This is a genomic window from Pantoea sp. NGS-ED-1003 (assembly GCF_000738765.1).
Taxonomy (GTDB): Bacteria; Pseudomonadota; Gammaproteobacteria; order Enterobacterales; family Enterobacteriaceae; genus Pantoea; species Pantoea septica.
The window spans coordinates 62,676-82,994 of record NZ_JPQA01000010.1 but is presented as its reverse complement, the minus strand read 5'-3'; the positions used below and the strand labels follow the sequence as shown (position 1 = coordinate 82,994).

General features: G+C 58.6%; 22 protein-coding genes. 10 read left to right on the top strand and 12 right to left on the bottom strand.

Features of this window, described 5'->3' with window-relative positions:
• Window positions 1–4 precede the first annotated feature (4 nt).
• Both glpK and glpX read left to right on the top strand, forming a co-directional pair.
• Entirely contained in the window at window positions 5–1,522 is a 1,518-nt protein-coding gene (gene glpK / locus JS46_RS18855; protein ID WP_033754415.1) for a glycerol kinase GlpK, read from the top strand.
• A 123-nt stretch (window positions 1,523–1,645) separates the two neighbouring features.
• The gene (glpX, locus tag JS46_RS18850; protein ID WP_033754412.1) at window positions 1,646–2,656 is read left to right on the top strand and encodes a class II fructose-bisphosphatase; all 1,011 of its coding nucleotides are present in this window, start codon (window positions 1,646–1,648) and stop codon (window positions 2,654–2,656) included.
• Here glpX and emrD read toward each other — a convergent pair.
• A complete protein-coding gene (gene emrD, locus JS46_RS18845; RefSeq protein ID WP_200879045.1) occupies window positions 2,646–3,836 on the bottom strand; it encodes a multidrug efflux MFS transporter EmrD in 1,191 nt (396 codons plus the stop codon). The genes glpX and emrD overlap by 11 nt on opposite strands.
• 289 nt (window positions 3,837–4,125) lie before the next feature.
• Between emrD and fpr the strand changes: the two genes are divergently transcribed.
• The 3 genes from fpr (at window position 4,126) to tpiA (ending at window position 6,467) form a co-directional block, all read left to right on the top strand.
• The gene (gene fpr / locus JS46_RS18840; protein ID WP_033754406.1) at window positions 4,126–4,872 is read left to right on the top strand and encodes a ferredoxin--NADP(+) reductase; all 747 of its coding nucleotides are present in this window, start codon (window positions 4,126–4,128) and stop codon (window positions 4,870–4,872) included.
• Between the two features lie 117 nt (window positions 4,873–4,989).
• Window positions 4,990–5,616, top strand: a complete 627-nt coding sequence (locus tag JS46_RS18835) for a DUF1454 family protein (protein ID WP_033754403.1) — start codon at window positions 4,990–4,992, stop codon at window positions 5,614–5,616.
• Between the two features lie 83 nt (window positions 5,617–5,699).
• On the top strand, window positions 5,700–6,467 hold the full coding sequence (gene tpiA, locus JS46_RS18830) for a triose-phosphate isomerase (RefSeq protein WP_072010464.1): 768 nt from the start codon (window positions 5,700–5,702) through the stop codon (window positions 6,465–6,467).
• Window positions 6,468–6,507: 40 nt separating this feature from the next.
• Here the strand turns inward: tpiA and JS46_RS18825 are convergent, their stop codons facing one another.
• The 6 genes from JS46_RS18825 to cpxP form a co-directional block, all read right to left on the bottom strand.
• A complete protein-coding gene (locus JS46_RS18825) occupies window positions 6,508–7,266 on the bottom strand; it encodes a CDP-diacylglycerol diphosphatase (RefSeq protein ID WP_033754397.1) in 759 nt (252 codons plus the stop codon).
• A gap of 115 nt (window positions 7,267–7,381) precedes the next feature.
• Window positions 7,382–8,371: a sulfate ABC transporter substrate-binding protein gene (locus tag JS46_RS18820; protein WP_033754394.1), complete on the bottom strand. Its 990-nt coding sequence runs from the start codon at window positions 8,369–8,371 to the stop codon at window positions 7,382–7,384.
• Window positions 8,372–8,520: 149 nt separating this feature from the next.
• Window positions 8,521–9,483, bottom strand: a complete 963-nt coding sequence (gene pfkA, locus JS46_RS18815; protein WP_033754393.1) for a 6-phosphofructokinase — start codon at window positions 9,481–9,483, stop codon at window positions 8,521–8,523.
• A 205-nt stretch (window positions 9,484–9,688) separates the two neighbouring features.
• Entirely contained in the window at window positions 9,689–10,591 is a 903-nt protein-coding gene (fieF, locus tag JS46_RS18810; protein WP_033754391.1) for a CDF family cation-efflux transporter FieF, read from the bottom strand.
• A 208-nt stretch (window positions 10,592–10,799) separates the two neighbouring features.
• The gene (locus tag JS46_RS18805; RefSeq protein WP_033754389.1) at window positions 10,800–10,985 is read right to left on the bottom strand and encodes a general stress protein; all 186 of its coding nucleotides are present in this window, start codon (window positions 10,983–10,985) and stop codon (window positions 10,800–10,802) included.
• Window positions 10,986–11,494: 509 nt separating this feature from the next.
• Window positions 11,495–12,004: a cell-envelope stress modulator CpxP gene (gene cpxP, locus JS46_RS18800; RefSeq protein ID WP_033754388.1), complete on the bottom strand. Its 510-nt coding sequence runs from the start codon at window positions 12,002–12,004 to the stop codon at window positions 11,495–11,497.
• Between the two features lie 149 nt (window positions 12,005–12,153).
• On the opposite strand from cpxP, the gene cpxR reads away from it, so the two are divergent.
• Genes cpxR through trmL form a run of 3 tightly spaced genes read left to right on the top strand, consistent with a single transcriptional unit; the run spans window position 12,154 to window position 14,734 of the window.
• The gene (gene cpxR / locus JS46_RS18795; RefSeq protein ID WP_033754385.1) at window positions 12,154–12,852 is read left to right on the top strand and encodes an envelope stress response regulator transcription factor CpxR; all 699 of its coding nucleotides are present in this window, start codon (window positions 12,154–12,156) and stop codon (window positions 12,850–12,852) included.
• Entirely contained in the window at window positions 12,849–14,228 is a 1,380-nt protein-coding gene (gene cpxA / locus JS46_RS18790; RefSeq protein ID WP_033754381.1) for an envelope stress sensor histidine kinase CpxA, read from the top strand. The genes cpxR and cpxA overlap by 4 nt, the downstream gene beginning before the upstream one ends.
• 35 nt (window positions 14,229–14,263) lie before the next feature.
• Entirely contained in the window at window positions 14,264–14,734 is a 471-nt protein-coding gene (trmL, locus tag JS46_RS18785) for a tRNA (uridine(34)/cytosine(34)/5-carboxymethylaminomethyluridine(34)-2'-O)-methyltransferase TrmL (protein WP_033754379.1), read from the top strand.
• Here trmL and cysE read toward each other — a convergent pair.
• The 5 genes from cysE to JS46_RS18760 form a co-directional block, all read right to left on the bottom strand.
• Window positions 14,731–15,552 (bottom strand): serine O-acetyltransferase, encoded by an 822-nt coding sequence (gene cysE / locus JS46_RS18780; RefSeq protein ID WP_033754376.1) that lies wholly within the window; start codon window positions 15,550–15,552, stop codon window positions 14,731–14,733. The genes trmL and cysE overlap by 4 nt on opposite strands.
• Window positions 15,553–15,619: 67 nt before the next feature.
• The gene (gene gpsA, locus JS46_RS18775) at window positions 15,620–16,636 is read right to left on the bottom strand and encodes an NAD(P)H-dependent glycerol-3-phosphate dehydrogenase (protein ID WP_200879044.1); all 1,017 of its coding nucleotides are present in this window, start codon (window positions 16,634–16,636) and stop codon (window positions 15,620–15,622) included.
• On the bottom strand, window positions 16,636–17,100 hold the full coding sequence (secB, locus tag JS46_RS18770; protein ID WP_033754370.1) for a protein-export chaperone SecB: 465 nt from the start codon (window positions 17,098–17,100) through the stop codon (window positions 16,636–16,638). Before secB ends, gpsA begins: the two co-directional genes overlap by 1 nt.
• A gap of 39 nt (window positions 17,101–17,139) precedes the next feature.
• Complete coding sequence (gene grxC / locus JS46_RS18765) at window positions 17,140–17,394, bottom strand: glutaredoxin 3 (RefSeq protein WP_033754368.1); 255 nt, start codon at window positions 17,392–17,394, stop codon at window positions 17,140–17,142.
• 20 nt (window positions 17,395–17,414) lie between these two features.
• Window positions 17,415–17,846, bottom strand: a complete 432-nt coding sequence (locus JS46_RS18760) for a rhodanese-like domain-containing protein (protein ID WP_033754365.1) — start codon at window positions 17,844–17,846, stop codon at window positions 17,415–17,417.
• 254 nt (window positions 17,847–18,100) lie between these two features.
• On the opposite strand from JS46_RS18760, the gene envC reads away from it, so the two are divergent.
• Both envC and JS46_RS18750 read left to right on the top strand, forming a co-directional pair.
• Window positions 18,101–19,402 carry a murein hydrolase activator EnvC gene (gene envC, locus JS46_RS18755; protein ID WP_033754362.1) on the top strand — a complete coding sequence of 434 codons (1,302 nt, stop codon included), beginning with the start codon at window positions 18,101–18,103 and terminating at the stop codon, window positions 19,400–19,402.
• Entirely contained in the window at window positions 19,403–20,308 is a 906-nt protein-coding gene (locus tag JS46_RS18750) for a divergent polysaccharide deacetylase family protein (RefSeq protein WP_033754359.1), read from the top strand.
• Window positions 20,309–20,319: the final 11 nt, after the last annotated feature.

The window sequence follows — 20,319 nt, the reverse complement described above, 5'->3', positions numbered from 1 at the left end:
CATTATGACGACTACCACTGATAAAAAATATATTGTTGCGCTCGACCAGGGCACCACCAGCTCACGCGCCGTCGTGCTGGATCACGACGCCAACATCGTTGCGGTATCGCAGCGCGAATTTACCCAGATCTACCCGAAAGCGGGCTGGGTTGAACATGACCCGATGGACATCTGGGCATCGCAAAGCTCGACGCTGGTAGAGGTGCTGGCGCACGCCGACATCCGTTCCGATGAGATCGCCGCGATCGGCATCACCAACCAGCGCGAAACCGCCATCGTCTGGGACAAAGAGACCGGCAAGCCGATCTATAACGCCATCGTCTGGCAGGATCCGCGCACCGCGGACTACTGCAACAAGCTGAAAAAAGAGGGGCTGGAAGAGTATATCCAGCACACCACCGGCCTGGTGATTAACCCCTACTTCTCCGGCACCAAAGTGAAGTGGATCCTCGACCATGTGGAAGGGGCGCGCGAACGCGCGAAGCGCGGCGAGCTGCTGTTCGGCACCGTCGATACCTGGCTGATCTGGAAAATGACCCAGGGGCGCGTGCATGTGACCGATCACACCAACGCCTCGCGTACCATGATGTACAACATTCACAAGCTGGAGTGGGATCAGCGCATGCTGGAAATCCTCGATATCCCGCGTGAAATGCTGCCGGAAGTGAAAGGCTCTTCAGAAGTGTACGGTCAGACCAACATCGGTGGTAAAGGCGGCACGCGTATTCCTATCGCCGGTATCGCAGGTGACCAGCAGGCGGCGCTTTACGGCCAGCTCTGCGTTCAGCCGGGCATGGCGAAAAATACCTACGGCACCGGCTGCTTTATGCTGATGAACACCGGCACCGAAGCGGTGACCTCTTCGCACGGCCTGCTGACCACCATCGCCTGCGGTCCGCGCGGCGAAGTGAACTACGCGCTGGAAGGCGCAGTGTTTATCGGCGGCGCCTCGATTCAATGGCTGCGCGACGAGATGAAGCTGATTAGCGACTCGACCGACTCGGAGTACTTCGCCCTTAAGGTGAAGGATACCAACGGCGTTTATATGGTTCCGGCCTTTACCGGCCTGGGCGCGCCTTACTGGGATCCCTATGCGCGCGGCGCGATTTTCGGCCTGACGCGCGGCGCTAACGCCAACCACATTATTCGCGCCACGCTGGAGTCTATCGCCTACCAGACGCGCGACGTGCTGGAAGCGATGCAGAACGACGCCGATACCCGCCTGCAGTCGCTGCGCGTGGACGGCGGCGCAGTCGCGAACAACTTCCTGATGCAGTTCCAGTCGGACATTCTCGGCACGCGCGTTGAGCGTCCGGAAGTGCGCGAAGTCACCGCGCTGGGCGCCGCCTATCTGGCGGGTCTGGCGGTAGGCTTCTGGGGCGACCTGGAAGAGGTGCGCGCTAAGGCGGTTATCGAGCGCGAATTCCGCCCGAGCATCGAGACCACCGAGCGCAACGTTCGCTATGCCGGCTGGAGAAAAGCGGTGGCGCGCGCGCAGGCGTGGGAAGATCACGACGAGTAATATGAGCGTACGCCAGCAGCCGCTGGCAAACATCTCAACCTTCCGGGCCCGCGACGCTGTCGCGGGCTTTTTTTTGCCCTTCCCCGCTATGCTACACTGCCCTTTTTTCAGCAGGTGCAGGCCATGAAACGAGAACTTGCCATAGAATTTTCCCGCGTAACCGAAGCGGCGGCTTTAGCTGGCTACCGCTGGCTGGGGCGCGGCGATAAAAACGGCGCCGACGGCGCTGCCGTCCACGCGATGCGACACGTCCTGAATACCATTGATATCGACGGTCAGATTGTGATCGGCGAAGGGGAGATCGACGAAGCGCCGATGCTCTATATCGGCGAAAAAGTCGGCAGCGGGCGCGGCGACGCGGTCGATATCGCGGTGGATCCGATCGAGGGCACGCGGATGACCGCCATGGGCCAGGCCAACGCGCTGGCGGTGCTGGCGGTCGGCGACAAGGGCAGCTTTCTGCACGCGCCAGATATGTATATGGAGAAGCTGATCGTCGGCCCTGCGGCGCGCGGCCATATCGATCTCAATCTGCCGCTGGAAACTAACCTGCGTAATATCGCCGCAGCGCTGGGTAAGCCGCTGGCGCAGCTGACGGTCTCTATTCTGGCGAAACCGCGCCACGACGCGGTTATCGCGCAGCTACAGCAGCTTGGCGTGCGCGTCTTCGCTTTCCCGGACGGCGACGTGGCGGCCTCTATCCTGACCTGTATGCCCGACAGCGAAGTCGACGTGCTCTACGGCATCGGCGGCGCGCCAGAGGGCGTGGTGTCGGCGGCGGTGATCCGCGCACTGGATGGCGATATGCAGGGCCGTCTGCTGCCGCGTCATGAGGTTAAGGGCGAGAGCGAAGAGAATCGCCGCATCGGCGAGCAGGAGCTGGCGCGCTGCGACGAGATGGGCATTAAAGCGGGCGAGGTGTTGCCGCTGGCGCGAATGGCGCGCAACGACAACGTCATCTTCGCCGCCACCGGCATTACCAGCGGCGATCTGCTGAAAGGCATTACGCGTCAGGGCAATATCGCCACCAGCGAAACCCTGCTGATCCGCGGTAAATCGCGCACTATTCGCCGCATCCAGTCGATCCACTATCTGGACCGCAAAGACGCGGCGCTGCATCCCTTTATCCTGTAACCGTGCCGCTCTGGCTTTCTGGCTGTCGCGACAGCGGCAGCCAGCAGAGCAACATTACCAGCGCGGTGGCGAACATCAGCATGCCCAGGCTGAACTGATCGCGCTGCGGCAGCAGCGCAGACGCCCAGGCGACCACGCCCGATCCCAGGTTTTGCAATCCCCCAATCAGCGCGCCGGCGCTGCCGGCCAGCCACGCGTAGGGCTCCATCGCGCCTGAGGTCGCCAGCGGGAACAGCATGCCCGCGCCGAAGAAGAAGAGCGCCGCGGGCACCAGCAGGGTCCAGATATTCATGATGCCGAACCACGCCGGGATCCACATCAGCGCGCCCGCCAGCAGGCAACTGTTGACGCCGGTCCACATCAGGCTATGCCAGGAGCGCGCCTCGCGTCCGGCGAACCAGGCGCCGAAAAAGGCGGCGGGGATCGGCAGAATAAACAGAATGCTGACGGTAAAGGCATCCAGCCCCAGCACGCCGCCCAGCAGCACGCCGCAGCTCGCTTCGAAGACCGCAATGCCCGCCAGCGCGCCGATCAGCAGCACAATAAAGCGTACAAAGCTGGCGTCGCGCAGCAGTCGCTGATAGCGGCGAAAAAAAGGCGTGACTTCGCCGCCTTGCGGACGCGTCTCCGGCAGCCAGCGCATCATCGCGCCGGTCACCGCGACGCAGAGCAGCAGCAGGAAAGCAAAACAGGCGTGCCAGCCGAACAGCTTCGTCAGCAGCGCGCCGATGACCGGTGCCAGCAGCGGACTGACCAGCAGCCCCATATTGAGCAGGCTATTGGCCTGACGCAGCGCGACGCCCGCATAGAGGTCGCGCGGCATGGTGCGCGCCATCACGCCCGCCACGCCGGTGCCCAGCCCCTGAATGGCGCTGCCCAGCACCAGCACGTTCAGCGATGGCGCCAGCATCGCGGTTACGGCGCCGATCATAAAGATCGTCATGCCGGCGAGGATCACCGGACGGCGCCCGATGCTGTCGGAGAGCGGACCATAGATCAGCTGCGATCCGCCATAGGTCATCAGATAGGCCGCCATCACGCGCTGCAGCGTGCCGTCGTGCACGTTGAGCGCGTCCGCCATCTGGGCCATCGCCGGGACATAGATCGTCTGCGCCATTTGCCCAACCGCCAGCATTAAAATCAACATCAGCAACAGCGGACGATTTTCCATCTTCTTCATCGACATCTCGGTCTGGGAAATAAAGTTAATTCAGCAGCAAAATGCGCTGCATCGGGTTAATGGCGGGAAAAATATCAGGATTACGTGACAAATCGAGAGACGGGCGTAAAGAGGCTGCCGTAAAGGCGTCAAGTTTTCGTACCACCTTGTCAACCGCGGACAACGGCGTGTTGAGACGTGCGGCGCATTTGTCGATTAGAGCCAAAAAAGGGGCGCGCGGGTGGAAAAAGCGTCGAGCAGCCGCGATGATAACACTGTGCCTGAAAAATCAACGACCAGGAGAGTAACGATGGCTGAATGGGTCAATGCGCAAGTAAAGGAAGTGAAGAACTGGACGGACGCGCTGTTCAGTCTGCGCGTGCATGCGCCGATCGATGCATTCACCGCCGGTCAGTTCGCCAAGCTGGCGCTGGAGATAGACGGCGAACGCGTGCAGCGCGCTTACTCTTACGTGAACGCGCCCAGCGATCCTTTACTGGAGTTCTATCTGGTCACGGTGCCGGAGGGCAAACTGAGCCCGCGTCTGCAGGCGCTCAGGCCGGGCGACACCGTGATGGTAACGAAAGAGGCCGCCGGCTTTTTTGTGCTGGATGAGATCCCGCCGTGCAAAACGCTATGGATGCTGGCGACCGGCACGGCGATTGGGCCTTACCTCTCTATTCTGCAACAGGGCGAAGGGCTGGATCGCTTCGACCATATCGTGCTGGTGCACGCGGTGCGCTATGCCGCCGATCTCAGCTACCTGCCGCTGATGCAGTCGCTGCAGCAGATCTACAACGGCAAGCTGCGCATTCAGACGGTGGTGAGTCGCGAAAACGCAGAGGGATCCCTTACCGGCCGCGTGCCGGCGCTTATCGAAAGCGGCGAACTGGAGCGCGCGGTGGGCCTGCCGATAGAGGCGGAGTCGGGCCATATTATGCTGTGCGGCAACCCGCAGATGGTGCGTGATACTCAGCAGATGCTGAAAGAGACGCGCGATATGCGCAAGCATCTGAAGCGTAAACCCGGGCATATCACCAGCGAGCACTACTGGTAAGCTGCGATGGGATGAGATAATTCTTATCCTGGGGCAAGTTTTGCCCGTCGCGCTTTTGACTTTCGCAGGTAAAACCCGTTCTAATTTGGCGCAGAGTTTACTGGTCGAGCCTACGAAATGAAGAATTTGCCTGGCGCGCTGCTGCTGAGCCTTGCGCTAACGGCCCCGGCATTTGCCGCCGATCCCACGCTGCGCGAGCGCAGCGAATCCGTGCCTGCCGCACCCTATTTGCTGCCGGGCGCGCCTACCTTTGATATGACCATCGGCCAGTTCCGCGAAAGGTATAACGCCGCCAACGCCGCCCTGCCGCTGATGGAGTATCGCGCCATCGATAACAGAAACGACAGCAGCCGCCTGACGCGCGCGGCGAGTAAAATCAGCGAAACGCTCTACGCCTCCACCGCGCTGGAACAGGGAACCGGAAAAGTGAAGACGCTACAGCTGACCTGGCTGCCGGTGCCGGGACCGGATCAGAAAGCGTCGCAGGAGAAAGCGCTCGCCTACATGACGGCGCTGCTGCGCTTTTTTGTACCCGGTCTTTCCCCGGACGAAGCGCGGCAAAAGCTGAACGCGCTGCTGAGCGAAGGCAAAGGCGCGCGCTATTTTTCCCGCACTGAAGGGGCGCTGCGTTTCGTGGTCGCGGACAACGGCGACAAGGGCCTGACCTTCGCCGTCGAGCCCATAAAACTGGCGCTGCCGCCTGCCGATCAGGGCGGCAAAAATGACGAAAAGCAAAGCCATTGACCTGATAGATCTCTATACTGTCTGGCAGTCTACGCTGCCTGACGGCAGTGCAATTTAATGAATCGCGTAACGCGGAGGATAGAATGCGACATCCATTGGTTATGGGTAACTGGAAACTGAATGGCAGCAAGCAGATGACAGGCGAGCTGATCGAAGGCCTGCGCAAAGCGCTCTCCGGCGTTGACGGTTGCGGCGTGGCGATCGCCCCGCCGACTATCTATCTCGACCAGGCGAAACACGCCATCTCCGGCAGCCACATCGCTCTGGGCGCGCAGAACGTCGACGTCAACCTCTCGGGCGCTTTCACCGGCGAAACCTCCGCGGACATGCTGAAAGATATCGGCGCGAAATATATCATCATCGGCCACTCTGAGCGTCGTACCTACCACAAAGAGAGCGACGAGTTCATCGCGAAGAAATTCGCCGTGCTGAAAGCAGCTGGCCTGGTGCCGGTGCTGTGCATTGGTGAAACCGAAGCGGAAAACGAAGCGGGTCAGACTGAAGAAGTCTGCGCGCGCCAGATCGACGCGGTGCTGGAAACCCAGGGCGCGGAAGCCTTTAACGGCGTGGTTATCGCCTATGAGCCGGTCTGGGCTATCGGCACCGGAAAATCAGCGACCCCGGCGCAGGCGCAGGCGGTACACAAATTTATTCGCCAGCACATCGCGAAGAAAGACGCTGCGGTCGCCGAGCAGGTGATCATTCAGTACGGCGGTTCTGTTAACGACAAGAACGCGGCTGAACTCTTTACCCAGCCGGATATCGATGGCGCGCTGGTCGGCGGCGCCTCGCTGAAGGCTGACGCCTTCGCCGTTATCGTTAAAGCGGCGGCGGAAGCGAAAAAAGCGTAACCTTCGATACGCAAAAAAGGCGGCCTGATGGCCGCCTTTTTTATTGCCGCAAAATCTCGCAGCTGTGGTCCTGTAGCTCTTCCGCCGAGCCGCGATTTAGCAATAGCCAGTTTCGTTCAAGCGCCATTGCCGCCAGGCGTCCATCCGGCAGCGCCGCCAGCGCCAGCCCGTATTTGCCCATCCCGCTGCGCGCGTTGGGGATTTCGTTGGCCACGCGGATAAACAGGCTCTGCTGCGTCAGCTCCGGCAGGCTGAGCGCGCGTATCCGGTAAGCGTGCTGGCGCAGCTGTTCCGTCTGCCAGCGGCTGGAGAGCGCGGGTGCAAGGCGGTCCAGCGCGCGGCGCACATCGGGACGCAGGCAGGAGATATGGATATGCAGCTGATTCTGGGTGCGGCCATATTCGGCGTTGATCGCCAGCGACAGCGCGCTGTCGGCGATGGGCGAGCCGCGCTTTGCCGCCAGCTGCGTGCGCGCCTGCCAGGCGAAGGCGAAGAAATTGGGCGTCGCCGGATTGAGCAGCGCCGGGCTTTCCATACCGGTGATTTTCGCCAGCGGGATCAGCAGATACTGCAGCGGCCCGTTCAGATCTTTGAGCAGCGCATAGCCTTGCTCAAGCTCGACGCGCTGGCAAGGCGTGGGCTTGCCCGTTGCGCGCTGATTCGGCTCGCACTTTTCACTGACGATGTGCCACAGCGCATCGCTGTTTTTATGCAGGTGGAAGGCGGCAATCGCTAAACCGCTTATCAGGATCAACAGCAGCAGCGCAATCAGGCCCAGCGCACGGCGACGTCCCTGCATAGCAAGACTCCTCTTTCCGCTTTTTTTGCGCATCCTCGCCTGGCTGCCGCGCAATGTCACGCACAAATAAAAACGGCCAGCACGCTGGCTGGCCGTCTTAACTGCGCTGGCGCGATTAAGGCTTCATCACCTGATCGTAGGTGCCGCCATCGGCAAAGTGCGTTTTCTGCGCCTGCGTCCAGCCGCCGAACTTATTATCGATGGTAAACAGCTTCACCGGCGCGAAAGTGCTGGCGAATTTCTTCGCCACTTCCGCATCGCGCGGGCGATAGTAGTTTTGCGCTGCGATAGTCTGGCCTTCCGGCGAGTAGAGATACTTCAGGTAGGCGTCCGCAACTGCGCGCGTCCCCTGATCGTCCACCACTTTATCCACCACGGAAACGGTGGGTTCAGCCAGAATGGATTCGCTCGGCGTGACGATTTCAAATTTGTCTTTGCCCAGCTTATCGACTGCCAGATAGGCTTCGTTTTCCCAGGCGATCAGCACATCGCCGATACCGCGCTCTACAAAGGTATTGGTTGCGCCGCGCGCACCGGAGTCCTGTACCTCGACGTTTTTAAACAGCGCTTTTACGTAAGCCTGCGCCTTCGCCTGATCGCCGTTGTTTTGATCCAGCGCCCAGCCCCATGCCGCCAGATAGTTCCAGCGCGCGCCGCCTGAGGTTTTCGGATTCGGGGTAATGACTGAAACGCCTGGCTTAATTAAATCGGACCAGTCGTGAATGCCTTTGGGATTGCCTTTGCGCACCAGGAAAACGATGGTGGAGGTGTAAGGCGCGGAGTTATCCGGCAGACGCTTGAGCCAGTTCTTATCGATACGGCCGCGTTCGGCGATGGCATCGACATCGGATTGCAGCGCCAGCGTCACGACATCGGCGCGAATGCCGTTAATAACCGAGGTCGCCTGCTTGCCTGAGCCGCCATGCGACTGGCGGATTACCACGTTGTCGCCGGTTTCCTGCTTGTAGTGCGCCGCAAAGGCTTTGTTGTACTGCTCGTACAGCTCGCGCGTCGGATCGTAAGAGACGTTTAACAGCTGGTAATCCTTTGCCAGAACGCTGGCAGAGGCCAGCAGAAGGGTAATACCGATACTCCACTTGTTCATTATGCACGCTCCCGATGTCATTATGCCGGTAGCGTGACATAAACCATTTTAGAGCTAAAAGAATTAAAAATAAGCATTTATAACTGGCAGGAATATAGACAACTAAAATAAAAGCGCGCCTGAGAGGCGCGCCTGAAGCGTGTTTAGGATCAATAGAGTTTTTTCGCGGTTTCCAGCCAGTCGCGCTTAAACGGACGCTTCATGTTTTCGATAGCGTCGATGATGTCGTGATGCACCATCTTCTCGTTCTGGATGCCGACGCAGCGGCCGCCGTAGCCCTGCAGCAGCAGCTCAATGGCATAGGCGCCCATGCGAGACGCGAGGATACGGTCGTAAGCGCAGGGCGCGCCGCCGCGCTGAATATGACCGAGCACGGTCGCGCGCGTTTCGCGTTTAGTTTCCGCTTCGATGTACTTCGCCAGGTCGTCGATATCGCAGATATGTTCGGTGATCGCCACGATGGCGTGCTTTTTGCCCTTGGCGATGCCCGCTTTGATCTCCATGACCAGCTCTTCGCGGGTGTAAGGAATTTCCGGCAGCACGATAAATTCGCAACCGCCCGCAATCGCCGCCGCCAGAGTCAGGTCGCCGCAGTAGCGTCCCATCACCTCGACAATAGAGATGCGCTGGTGCGAAGAGGAGGTGTCGCGCAGGCGGTCAATCGCCTCGACCACGGTTTCCAGCGCGGTGAAGTAGCCGATAGTGTAGTCAGTACCCGCAACGTCGTTATCGATGGTGCCTGGCAGGCCAATGCACGGGAAGCCCATTTCGGTCAGACGCTTCGCGCCCATATAGGAGCCGTCGCCGCCGATGACAACCAGCGCATCGATGCCGCGCTTTTTCATATTCTCAATCGCGACCTGGCGCACTTCATCGTTGCGGAACTCAGGGAAACGCGCCGAACCCAGGAAGGTGCCGCCGCGGTTAATCATGTCCGATACGCTGTAGCGGTCGAGATTGATCATCCGATCTTCGTACAGTCCCAGATAGCCGTCATAGATACCAAAAACTTCCAGTCCTTCGCTCAGCGCTGATCGCACAACGCCGCGAATGGCTGCGTTCATGCCGGGGGCGTCGCCGCCGCTGGTCAATACACCAATTTTTTTGATCATGACAACCTCTGGATTGTTAAAACGAAAAGTTAATCCTGCCTGTCGTGCGCCGCTAAGCGGCATACCCTATGCGCGACCCGTGATGGCAGATAGTATATCAAAGGCTTGCTGCTGAATTGATTCAGGTCAGACAAGTTTTCACTAATTTTTTTGCAGTAATGTTAGCGCTTCGTCATTTTAAATAGATTAAATTGATTCAATCAGGTTAAAAGCCGGGTGAATTCTGCTGTTCAATCGGCACGACAGAGCAGGGATCCTGATGAATAATCACGTCCGAGCCGGGGAAACGCTGACGCAGCGCCTTCTCTACCTGATCCGCTACGCGATGCGCCTGCACCAGCGGCAAATCGTCATTAAGTTCCAGATGCAGCTGGATGAATTTAGTCGGCCCCGACTGACGCGTACGCACGTCATGCACGCCCTCCACGCCCGGCCAGTTCAGCGCCAGATCGAGAATGATATTGTGCTCTTCCTCCGGCAGCGCGCGATCCAGCAGCGACTGCACGGCGTCATAGCCCATCCGCAATGCGCTGTACAAGATGTAGACGCCGATGCCTAACGCGAACAGCGCGTCTGCGCGAGCGAAGCCATAGCTGCTTAAGCCCAGGGCGATCAGAATAGCGCCGTTCATCACTACATCGGACTGATAGTGCAGCATGTCGGCGCGAATCGCCTGGCTGTGCGTGTGGCGCACGACCCAGCGTTGAAACGCTACCAGCAGCAGCGTCGAACAGAGCGCCACCACAGTAACCACCACCCCGACCAGCGGCGCGCGCAGCGTATTCGGCGAAGCCAGATGCTGAATGCCGGTTAAAAACAAGAACAGCGCCGAACCAGAGATAAACATGCTTTGCGCCAGCGCCGCCAGTGATTCCGCCTTGCCGTGACCAAAAGTATGGTTAGCGTCAGCAGGTTGCAGCGCGTAGCGCACGACTAAAAGATTAGTTAGCGAGGCGGCGATGTCCACCAGTGAGTCGACCAGGCCCGCCAGCAGACTAACCGAACCGGTATACCACCAGGCAAAAATTTTGACGATAAGCAGACAGGTCGCCAGCATCGTCGCCGCCAGCGCCGCGCGCTTGACCAGACGAGCATAGGTGGGTTGCATAGTGTGCTCCCTCAGCCATTACAGGCATGCACCCGAAACAAAGGAATGGCTAAAGTTTAACATCCAGATTGTCGCTGCGCATAAACCCTGCGTCATCAGAAGAGAAAAGCTGGCAGAATGCCAGAAAAAACAAACCCCGCCCTCAAAGAGGACGGGGTACCGTTTCCCGCGTGGGAAACGCACGGTTTACCGCTAAGCTCTAACCTCGTCAGGAAGAGCTACGGCCGCCGCCGTGGCTGTTCTGACCGCCTTTTTTGCCTGCTTCAGAGGCTTTTTCACGATCGTTTTTGAAATTACCGCTACCGCCGCTGCTTTTGCCGCCTTTTTTACCGGCTTCAGAGGCTTTTTGCGGATTGTCTGCGAAATTGCCTGAACCACCACGATGTTCTGCCATAACTTACTCCGTTAATATATATTCAGATTGTTTACGTAATGTGGTTACTGCACTCCATTTAAATTCCCGGGGTGTGCGCTTTCCTTGCTGCGACAAAATTAAGTGTAGAGGTAAGCCAGAAGAATTCAAGAAAATGGCAAAATAATTAACTTATTGATAATTATTAACTTTAAATATAATCGTAAAGCTTAGTTTTTTCTTATCATATATTTAAATAAATAGTCGCTTCGCTTTTTTATTTAAATCCGCTTCGCTTGTAGATATATTTTCACGCCATAACATATGCCTTATAAAAAAATAAACGAGACGATAAAGAACAATAGTTTGCTAAATGCCTGAAGATTTAAGGGGTTAGTGCCTTTCATAAATAAAGGGTGAATGCTGAAGAGAGATCGGCATGTCAAAGTTGACACTACGGCTGGAAACGCGCAAGAAGGCAAAAAAAACCCCGCCATCATGGCGGGGAAGACAGGGATGGTGTCTATGGCAAGGAAAACAGGGATACTATGTTACTGGTTACTGCTGGTACTACTCACTGCTTGCAGCGATGAAGCCGACTGCAAATTTGAGAGCTTGCGCAGCTCGGCAAGCCGCCGCTCGTAATTCTTCTGCAACGCGGCCTGCTGAGCCGGCGTAAGCAAGTGATACATCTGGTTGCGAATGCGCGCCATCTCGACATGCTGTTCGATCTGCGCCTGAGCGATTTTCTCAGCCTGGGCGCGGATAGCCGCTTCGTTAAAAGTGTCCGCCGTAATCAGGCCATGCATGTTTTCGATATCGCCGATGCTGACAGGAGAACGTTCATATCGCGCCTGTGTCATCAGGTCTCGCATCTGTTGACGCTGTTCTTCCGTCAACTCGATGCCGTCGAACATGTGGCTTTGCGGATTTTGCGTCATACTGCCTGTCGTCAATCCGCCGTGATGCATTTCGTCAATCGTCGTCGTGTCTGCCACTCCTGCGCTGGCGTGATTGAGAACCATCGCTGAGGCAATGACGACGGCGGTTACTGTGCGCATCGTTTACTCCAGTCCGTTCCGTTTTGCGATTCAACGAGGACCAGTGTACGGCGACAGCTGCAAACATCCGTCAGGGGGTGTAAAACTACGTAAAGCGTTGGATTGACAAGTCAGGAACACGGTATTTTGCCTGCGGAGGGCAATAAAAAATGAATAAAATCCTGTTGGTTGACGATGACCGCGAATTGACTTCGCTGCTTAAAGAACTGTTAGAAATGGAAGGGTTTGAGGTGGTGGTAGCCAGCGACGGCGAACAGGCGTTAAGCCTGCTGGATACCTCTATTGATCTACTTTTGCTCGATGTGATGATGCCGAAAAAGAACGGTATCGACACGCTGAAAGAGCTACGCCAGCAACATCAGACGCCCGTTATCATGTTGACCGCGCGCGGCAGCGAGCTGGATCGCGTGCTGGGGCTTGAACTGGGCGCAGATGACTATCTGCCCAAGCCGTTTAACGATCGCGAACTGGTGGCGCGTATACGCGCGATTCTGCGCCGTTCCAACTGGAGCGAGCAGCAACAGCAGCACGACAGCAGTTCGCCGACGCTGGAAGTAGACTGCCTGCGCCTGAACCCAGGCCGTCAGGAAGCGAGTTTCGACAATCAGACGCTGGATCTTACCGGCACCGAGTTCACCCTGCTCTACCTGCTGGCGCAGCATCTCGGCCAGGTCGTCTCGCGCGAGCATCTGAGCCAGGAGGTGCTTGGCAAGCGTTTGACGCCGTTCGACCGCGCTATCGATATGCATATCTCTAACCTGCGCCGCAAACTGCCTGAGCGCCGCGACGGCCATCCCTGGTTCAAAACCTTACGTGGTCGCGGCTATCTGATGGTCTCGGCTTCATGATTGGCAGCCTCACCACCCGCATCTTCGCCATTTTCTGGCTAACCCTGGCGCTGGTGTTGATGCTGGTATTGATGGTGCCCAAGCTCGATTCCCGCCAGATGGTTTCGCTGCTCGATAGCGAGCAGCGCCAGGGCACCATGATTGAACAGCATGTCGAAGTTGAACTGGCGCAGGATCCGCCCAACGATTTGATGTGGTGGCGTCGGCTCTCACGCGCTATCGACAAATGGGCGCCGCCGGGCCAGCGCCTGCTGCTGGTCACCAGCGAAGGCCGCGTCATTGGCGCGCAGCATAATGAAATGCAGGTGATCCGCAACTTTATCGGACAGTCCGACAATGCCGATCACCCCCAGAAAAAGAAGTATGGCCGTATCGAAATGGTCGGCCCCTTCGCAGTGCGCGACGGCGAAGATAACTATCAGCTCTACTTGATTCGACCGGCGACCAGCTCGCAGCTCGATTTTATCAATTTGCTATTTGACCGGCCGCTGCTGCTGCTGATCGTCACCATGCTGATCAGTTCGCCGCTGCTGCTGTGGCTGGCGTGGAGCCTGGCGCGTCCGGCGCGCAAGCTGAAATACGCGGCGGATGAAGTCGCCAGCGGTAATTTGCGCCAGCATCCGGAACTGGAATCGGGGCCGCAGGAGTTTCTCGCCGCCGGCTCCAGCTTCAACCAGATGGTGAGCGCGCTCGAGCGCATGATGACCTCGCAGCAGCGTCTGCTGTCAGATATCAGCCATGAGCTGCGCACGCCGCTGACGCGTCTGCAGCTGGCCACGGCGCTGCTGCGCCGCCGCCACGGCGAAGGCAAAGAGCTGGAGCGTATCGAGATGGAAGCGCAGCGTCTGGACGGCATGATCAACGATCTGCTGGTGCTGTCGCGCACCCAGCACAAGAACGCGCTAGTCAGCGAGGCGATGAAAGCGAATCAGCTCTGGAACGACGTGCTGGAAGATGCGAAGTTCGAAGCCGAACAGATGGGCAAGCAGCTCGACGTGCCCTATCCGCCCGGCCCCTGGCCGCTTTACGGCAACCCGCATGCGCTGGAGAGCGCGCTGGAGAACATCGTGCGCAACGCGCTACGCTACTCGCACTCGCATATCAGCGTCAGCTTTTCGGTAGATATCAGCGGCCTGACGGTGCATGTCGACGATGACGGCCCAGGCGTCAGCCCGGAAGATCGCGAGCAGATATTCCGTCCTTTCTACCGCACCGATGAGGCGCGCGACCGTGAGTCAGGCGGCACGGGGCTCGGTCTGGCGATTGTCGAAACCGCCATCCAGCAGCACCGCGGCTGGGTGAAGGCCGACGACAGCCCGCTCGGCGGGCTGCGCCTGACGCTCTGGCTGCCGTTCTACTCCTCCAGCCGCCAATAATTTGCTATGCTTCGGCCCCTGTTATCGGGGGCCTTATGCTTAACATCGTCTTATTTGAACCAGAAATCCCGCCGAATACCGGCAATATTATTCGCCTCTGCGCCAACTCCGGCTTCAGGCTGCATCTGATTGAGCCGCTCGGTTTCGCATGGGACGACAAACGGCTGCGCCGCGCCGGTCTCGACTATCACGAATTTACCGCGATTCAGAAGCATGAAAGCTATGAGGCGTTTCTGCGCGCCGAGCAGCCGGCGCGGCTGTTTGCGCTCACCACTAAGGGAACGCCGGCGCACAGCGCAGTGAGCTACCAGGCGGGCGACTATCTGCTGTTCGGCCCGGAGAGCCGCGGACTGCCTGCCGAGATCCTCGACGCGCTGCCGCCAGCGCAGAAAATCCGCATCCCGATGCGCGCGGAGAGCCGCAGCATGAATCTGTCGAATGCGGTATCGGTGGTGGTATATGAAGCCTGGCGCCAGCTTGATTACGCAGGCGCGCGGCTCAGTTAGATCCCGTCGCCGAACTCAAAGCCCGGCACGGTGCCGTTGAAGTGTTGATCCATGTCCATCGAGGGTTTGTCGCTCGCCGGTTTGCCGACGATGCGCGCCGGCACGCCTGCGGCGGTGGTATGCGGGGGCACCGGCTGCAATACCACCGAACCTGCGCCGATCTTCGCGCCGCGCCCGACCTCGATATTGCCGAGGATCTTCGCCCCTGCGCCGATCATCACGCCCTCGCGGATTTTCGGATGGCGATCGCCGCTGGTTTTGCCGGTACCGCCCAGCGTCACCGACTGCAGGATTGAGACGTCGTTCTCCACGACCGCCGTTTCGCCGATAACGATGCCGGTGGCGTGGTCAAGCATAATACCGTGCCCGATGTTCGCCGCCGGATGAATATCCACGGCGAAGGAGACGGAAATTTCGTTTTGCAGATAGACCGCTAACGCGCGACGCCCTTCGTTCCACAGCCAGTGGCCGATGCGATAGGCCTGCAGCGCATGAAAGCCTTTCAGGTAGAGCAGCGGCGTAGAGTATTTATCTACCGCCGGGTCGCGCTGGCGCACCGCCTGGATGTCGAGCGCGGCCGAAGCGATCATCGAAGGATCCTGGCGATAGGCCTCTTCGACGATTTCGCGAATGGCGATAGCGGGCATAATGGGATTGGCGAGCTTGTTGGCCAGCATATAGCTCAGGGCGCTGCCGAGATTTTCGTGTTTCAACAAAGTCGCATGATAAAAGCTGGCCAGCATCGGCTCGCAATCGGCCAGCGCGCGCGCTTCCGCTTTGATGTTGTTCCAGACCAGTTCTAACTCATCAGACGACATTGCAGTTTTCTCCCGAAAAAAAAAGCGCCTGAATGGCGCTACAGGTGACCATGCTGCGCATCCCGCATCAGCCTGAACCGTTTTCGTCCTTCCTTGTACGGCCTAACAGGCTCAATGCTGCCTCTCGCGCCGGTTTTCCGCAATAGAGCACCTGATAGATTTGCTCGGTAATCGGCATTTCAACGCCGACACGCTCAGCCAACACCTTGACTTCTTTGGTGTTTCTATAGCCTTCTACAACTTGTCCGATAATGCGTTGCGCGTTATCCACCTCTTCGCCCTGGCCCAGCATCAGGCCGAAACGACGGTTGCGCGACTGATTATCGGTACAGGTCAGCACCAGATCGCCTAAGCCGGCCATACCCATAAAGGTGGTGGCATCGGCCCCCAGCGCGGCGCCGAGACGACTCATTTCCGCCAGGCCGCGCGTAATCAGCGCGGTACGCGCATTAGCGCCGAAGCCGATGCCGTCGGAGATGCCCGCGCCGATGGCGATGACGTTTTTCACCGCGCCGCCAAGCTGCACGCCGATAAAATCAGGATTGTTGTAAACGCGGAAGCTCTTGCCGCAGTGCAGCTTTTGCTGCAAATCGTCGGCGAAAGTGGCATCGGTCGCCGCCAGCGCGATCGCGGTCGGCAGGCCCGCCGCCAGCTCTTTGGCAAAGGTCGGTCCGGAGATTACTGCGAGCGGCGTCGCGTTGCCGAGGATATCGCGCGCCACATCCTGCAGCAGTCTTCCGGTCTCTCTCTCCAGCCCTTTGGTCGCCCAGACGATGCGCGACTCAGAACGCAAATGCGGTTTGATTTGCTTCAGCACGTCGCCGAACACATGGCTCGGCACCACCACCAGCAGATCGCGGCTGGCCGCAATGGCGCGGGCTAAATCGGGTTCAAGTTCAAGGTTGTCGGGAAAAGGCACGTCGGGGAGAAAAGCGCTGTTGCAGCGTTCGGCCTGCAGCTGCGCCAGATGCGCGGGATTGTGTCCCCACAGCAGCACGGGATGGCCGTTGCGGGCTAAGGTAATGGCCAGAGCGGTGCCGTACGAGCCGGCACCGATGACGCTAATCGAAGCGTGTGTAGTCATCAGGCATCCTGATGTGGTTCGGCACCTTCGCCTTGCTGCTGCAGGTAGTTCATGAACAGCGCGTCAAAGTTTACCGGCGCCAGGTTAAGCTGCGGGAAGGTGCCGCGAGACACCAGGCTGGTGATGCATTCGCGCGCGTACGGGAACAGGATGTTCGGGCAGTAAGCGCCCAGGCAGTGCGCCATCTGCGTGCCTTCGATGCCGCTGATGGTGAAGATGCCCGCCTGCTGAACTTCGCACAGGAATGCGGTTTCTTCGCCAACGCTGGCGGTCACGGTCACGCGCAGCACCACTTCATACACTTCGTCAGCCAGTTGTGATGACGCAGTATCCAGATCCAGCTTCACTTCCGGTTCCCACTCTTTCTGGAAAACCTGCGGCGCGTTCGGCGCTTCGAAAGAAACGTCTTTGGTGTAAACGCGTTGAATCTGGAATTGCATTTCGTTGGTGTTTTGTTCTGACATCTGACTAAGTCCTGTGAGTTGAAAAATCCTGCGCCGCTCTTACGCCTGCAGTAGCGGATCTAATCCTTCACGACTGTCCAGCGCGTAAAGGTCGTCGCAGCCGCCGATGTGCTGCGCGTCAATGAAAATCTGAGGCACGGTGGTGCGGCCGCTGCGTTTGATCATCTCTTCGCGTTTCGCGGCGTTCCCGTCGATAGGGATCTCCTGAAACGACACACCTTTTTGACTCAACAGCGCCTTCGCCCGGTGGCAGAAAGGACAGGTCGCCTTGGTGTAAATCTCAACATTAGCCATGTTACGTACCTCGGTAGATGTTATTTTCCGCGCACCAGCGGAAGGTTGTCTCCGCTCCAGCCGCTGATGCCGTCTTTCAGAACGGTCACCTGGCTAAAGCCAGCGGCGCTCAGTTTTTCAGCCGGCTCGCTCGCGCTCTGGCCGGTGGCGCACACCACAATTATGGGCTGAGCTTTATGCTTTTCCAGCTCGCCGAAGCTGCCTTTTTTGATGTCCGCCGCCGCAACGTTCAGCGCGCCCGAAATATGTCCTCTGCGGTAATCGTCACGCGACCGCACGTCCACTACTACCGCCTCTTCTTTGTTAATCAGGCGGGTCGCTTCGCCGCGGCTGATAACTTTCACCTTAGAAAACATCCCTTTAAAGGTGGTAACAATCACCAAAACCAGTAAAACGACCCATGCCAGACTGAGGATGGTGTGATTGCTTGCAAACTGCATAATTTCTTGCATGAGGGGTAAAGACTCCAGACCGGGCTAATTAAGCTAAAAACAAGGGTTCTGAGTATACCTGCGCCACTTCTCATGTACAGACGCTAAGCGGCCAGAGTTACGATTTGTGCGTCATTTTCTAAAAAAAATTGCCGTATCGCAAAAATGACGCAACCCTTATTCGGCATCAGGATAAATACCGACATCTTTGGAAAAGGAAATCCCGCGGCGTTGCGCTGGTAAGCGGCTGTTCATCGTGGAATAATCACTGGCCTATGAAGGGAAAAGCGACTGTTTTAGCCACAAGGACTCGTCACAGCGGAAAGAAACGCCCGTTGCCTGCACACCTGTCCACTCTCTCCTTCAGCCTGCTCTGCGCGGGCGTTCTGTTATTGCCTGCGGCCGCGCACAGCGCCGACGACAGCAAATCGCAGTTGAAATCCATTCAGCAAAATATCGCCGAAAAAGAGAAAAGCGTTAAGGCGCAGAAGCTTGCGCGCAGCAAGCTGCTCGATCAGCTGCAGAGCCAGGAAAAGATCATTGCGCAGGCCAGCCGTCAGTTGCGCGATACTCGCAACAGCCTGAGCGCGCTCAGCCGCGAAGTCAGCCAGCTCACCGCCTCTATCGCGCGGCTTGAAAAGCAGCAGACGCAGCAGGAAACCTTGCTGGCTCAGCAGCTGGATGCGGCTTTCCGTCAGGGCAAGCATAACGGCGTGCAGCTCCTGCTGGGCGGCGAAGAGAGCCAGCGCAGCGAACGTATTCTCGCCTACTTCGGCTACCTTAACGACGCGCGTCAGCAGAGCATCGACGCGCTGCAAAAAACGCGTCAAACGCTGGGTGAGCAAAAAGCGTCGCTGGAGCAGAAACAGCAGCAGCAAAAAACGCTGCTGGCGCAGCAGCAAGGCCAGCAGGAGAAGCTGCAGCAGGCGAGCGCGGCACGTAAGAAAACGCTGAGCGAACTGGAGAACGCGCTGGAAAAAGACCAGGCCGATCTGGTGGAGATGCGGCAGAACGAAAGCCGCCTGCAGGACAAAATCGCCCGGGCGGAACGCGAAGCGCGAGAGCGCGCGGCGCGCGAGGCGCGGGAAGCGGAAAAAGTGCGCCAGCGTCAGGCGCAGGCGAAAGCCAAAGGCTCGACCTACCAGCCTACCCAGAGCGAGCGCGAGCTGGTGGCGCGAACCGGCGGTCTGGGCCGCGCAGGCGGCCAGGCGCTGTGGCCGGTGCGCGGTCGTATCGAACATCGCTTCGGCGAACAGCTTCAGGGCGAACTGCGCTGGAAAGGGCTGGTGATCGATGCGCCGGAAGGCGCCGAAGTCAAAGCGATTGCCGACGGGCGCGTGCTGATGGCCGACTGGCTGCAGGGTTACGGGCTCGTCGTGGTGCTTGAGCACGGCAAAGGAGATATGAGTCTCTACGGCTATAACCAGAGCGCGCTGGTTAGCGTTGGCGCCCAGGTGAAGGCAGGACAGCCTATCGCCCTGGTGGGCACCAGCGGCGGACGCGGTACGCCGTCGCTCTATTTTGAAATCCGACGTCAGGGACAGGCCGTCAATCCACTCCCGTGGTTAGGAAGATAAGTGTTTTTTCAACGTCGCCATCTCGCCGCCGCTATCGGCGGATTGCTGTTAAGCTGCGCCGCCCATGCGGGCAAACTCGCCATCGTTATCGACGACTTCGGCTATCGCCCTTCTGAAGAGAACAAAGTGCTGCAGATGCCCGCCGCGATCTCCGTCGCGGTGCTGCCTGATGCGCCCGGCGCGCGCCAGATGGCAACGAAAGCGCATCAAAGCGGCCATGAGGTACTGATCCATCTCCCTATGGCGCCGCTCAGCAAACAGCCGCTGGAGAAGGATACCTTGACGCCGGAGATGAGCAGCGAAGAGATCGCGCGCATCCTGCGCAGCGCGGTCAACAGCGTGCCTTACGCCGTCGGCCTGAACAACCATATGGGCAGCAAAATGACCTCCAGCCTGCCCGGCATGGTAAAGATGATGCAGGCGCTTAATCAGTACAATTTTTACTTTCTCGACAGCATGACCATCGGCAACAGCCAGTCGGTGCCCGCCGCGCAAGGCACGCGCGTGAAGGTGCTGAAGCGCCGCGTATTCCTGGACGACAGCCAGGATATCAACGCGATTCGCCAGCAGTTTACGCGCGCCGTGAAGCTGGCGCAGCGCGACGGCTACGCCATCGCTATCGGCCATCCGCATCCCAATACGGTGCGCGTGCTGCAGCAGATGCTGCCGACGCTGCCTGCGGATATTACGCTGGTGCGCCCAAGCCAGCTGCTGAACGAACCGCTGCACGGCGCAGCGTCGCCAGCGAAACCGCAGCCGCAGCCGCGCCCGCATAAGCCGGGCTTCCAGCCGCCAGGCATTTGTAAAGTGCAGCCGCAGCCGGTTCCGGCGACGAAGGCGCTTGATGCGGTGTGGGAGAGTGTAGCGTCAGGCGTGCTGGCGACAACAATCAGGCAACTGTTTTGATATCGGCCAGA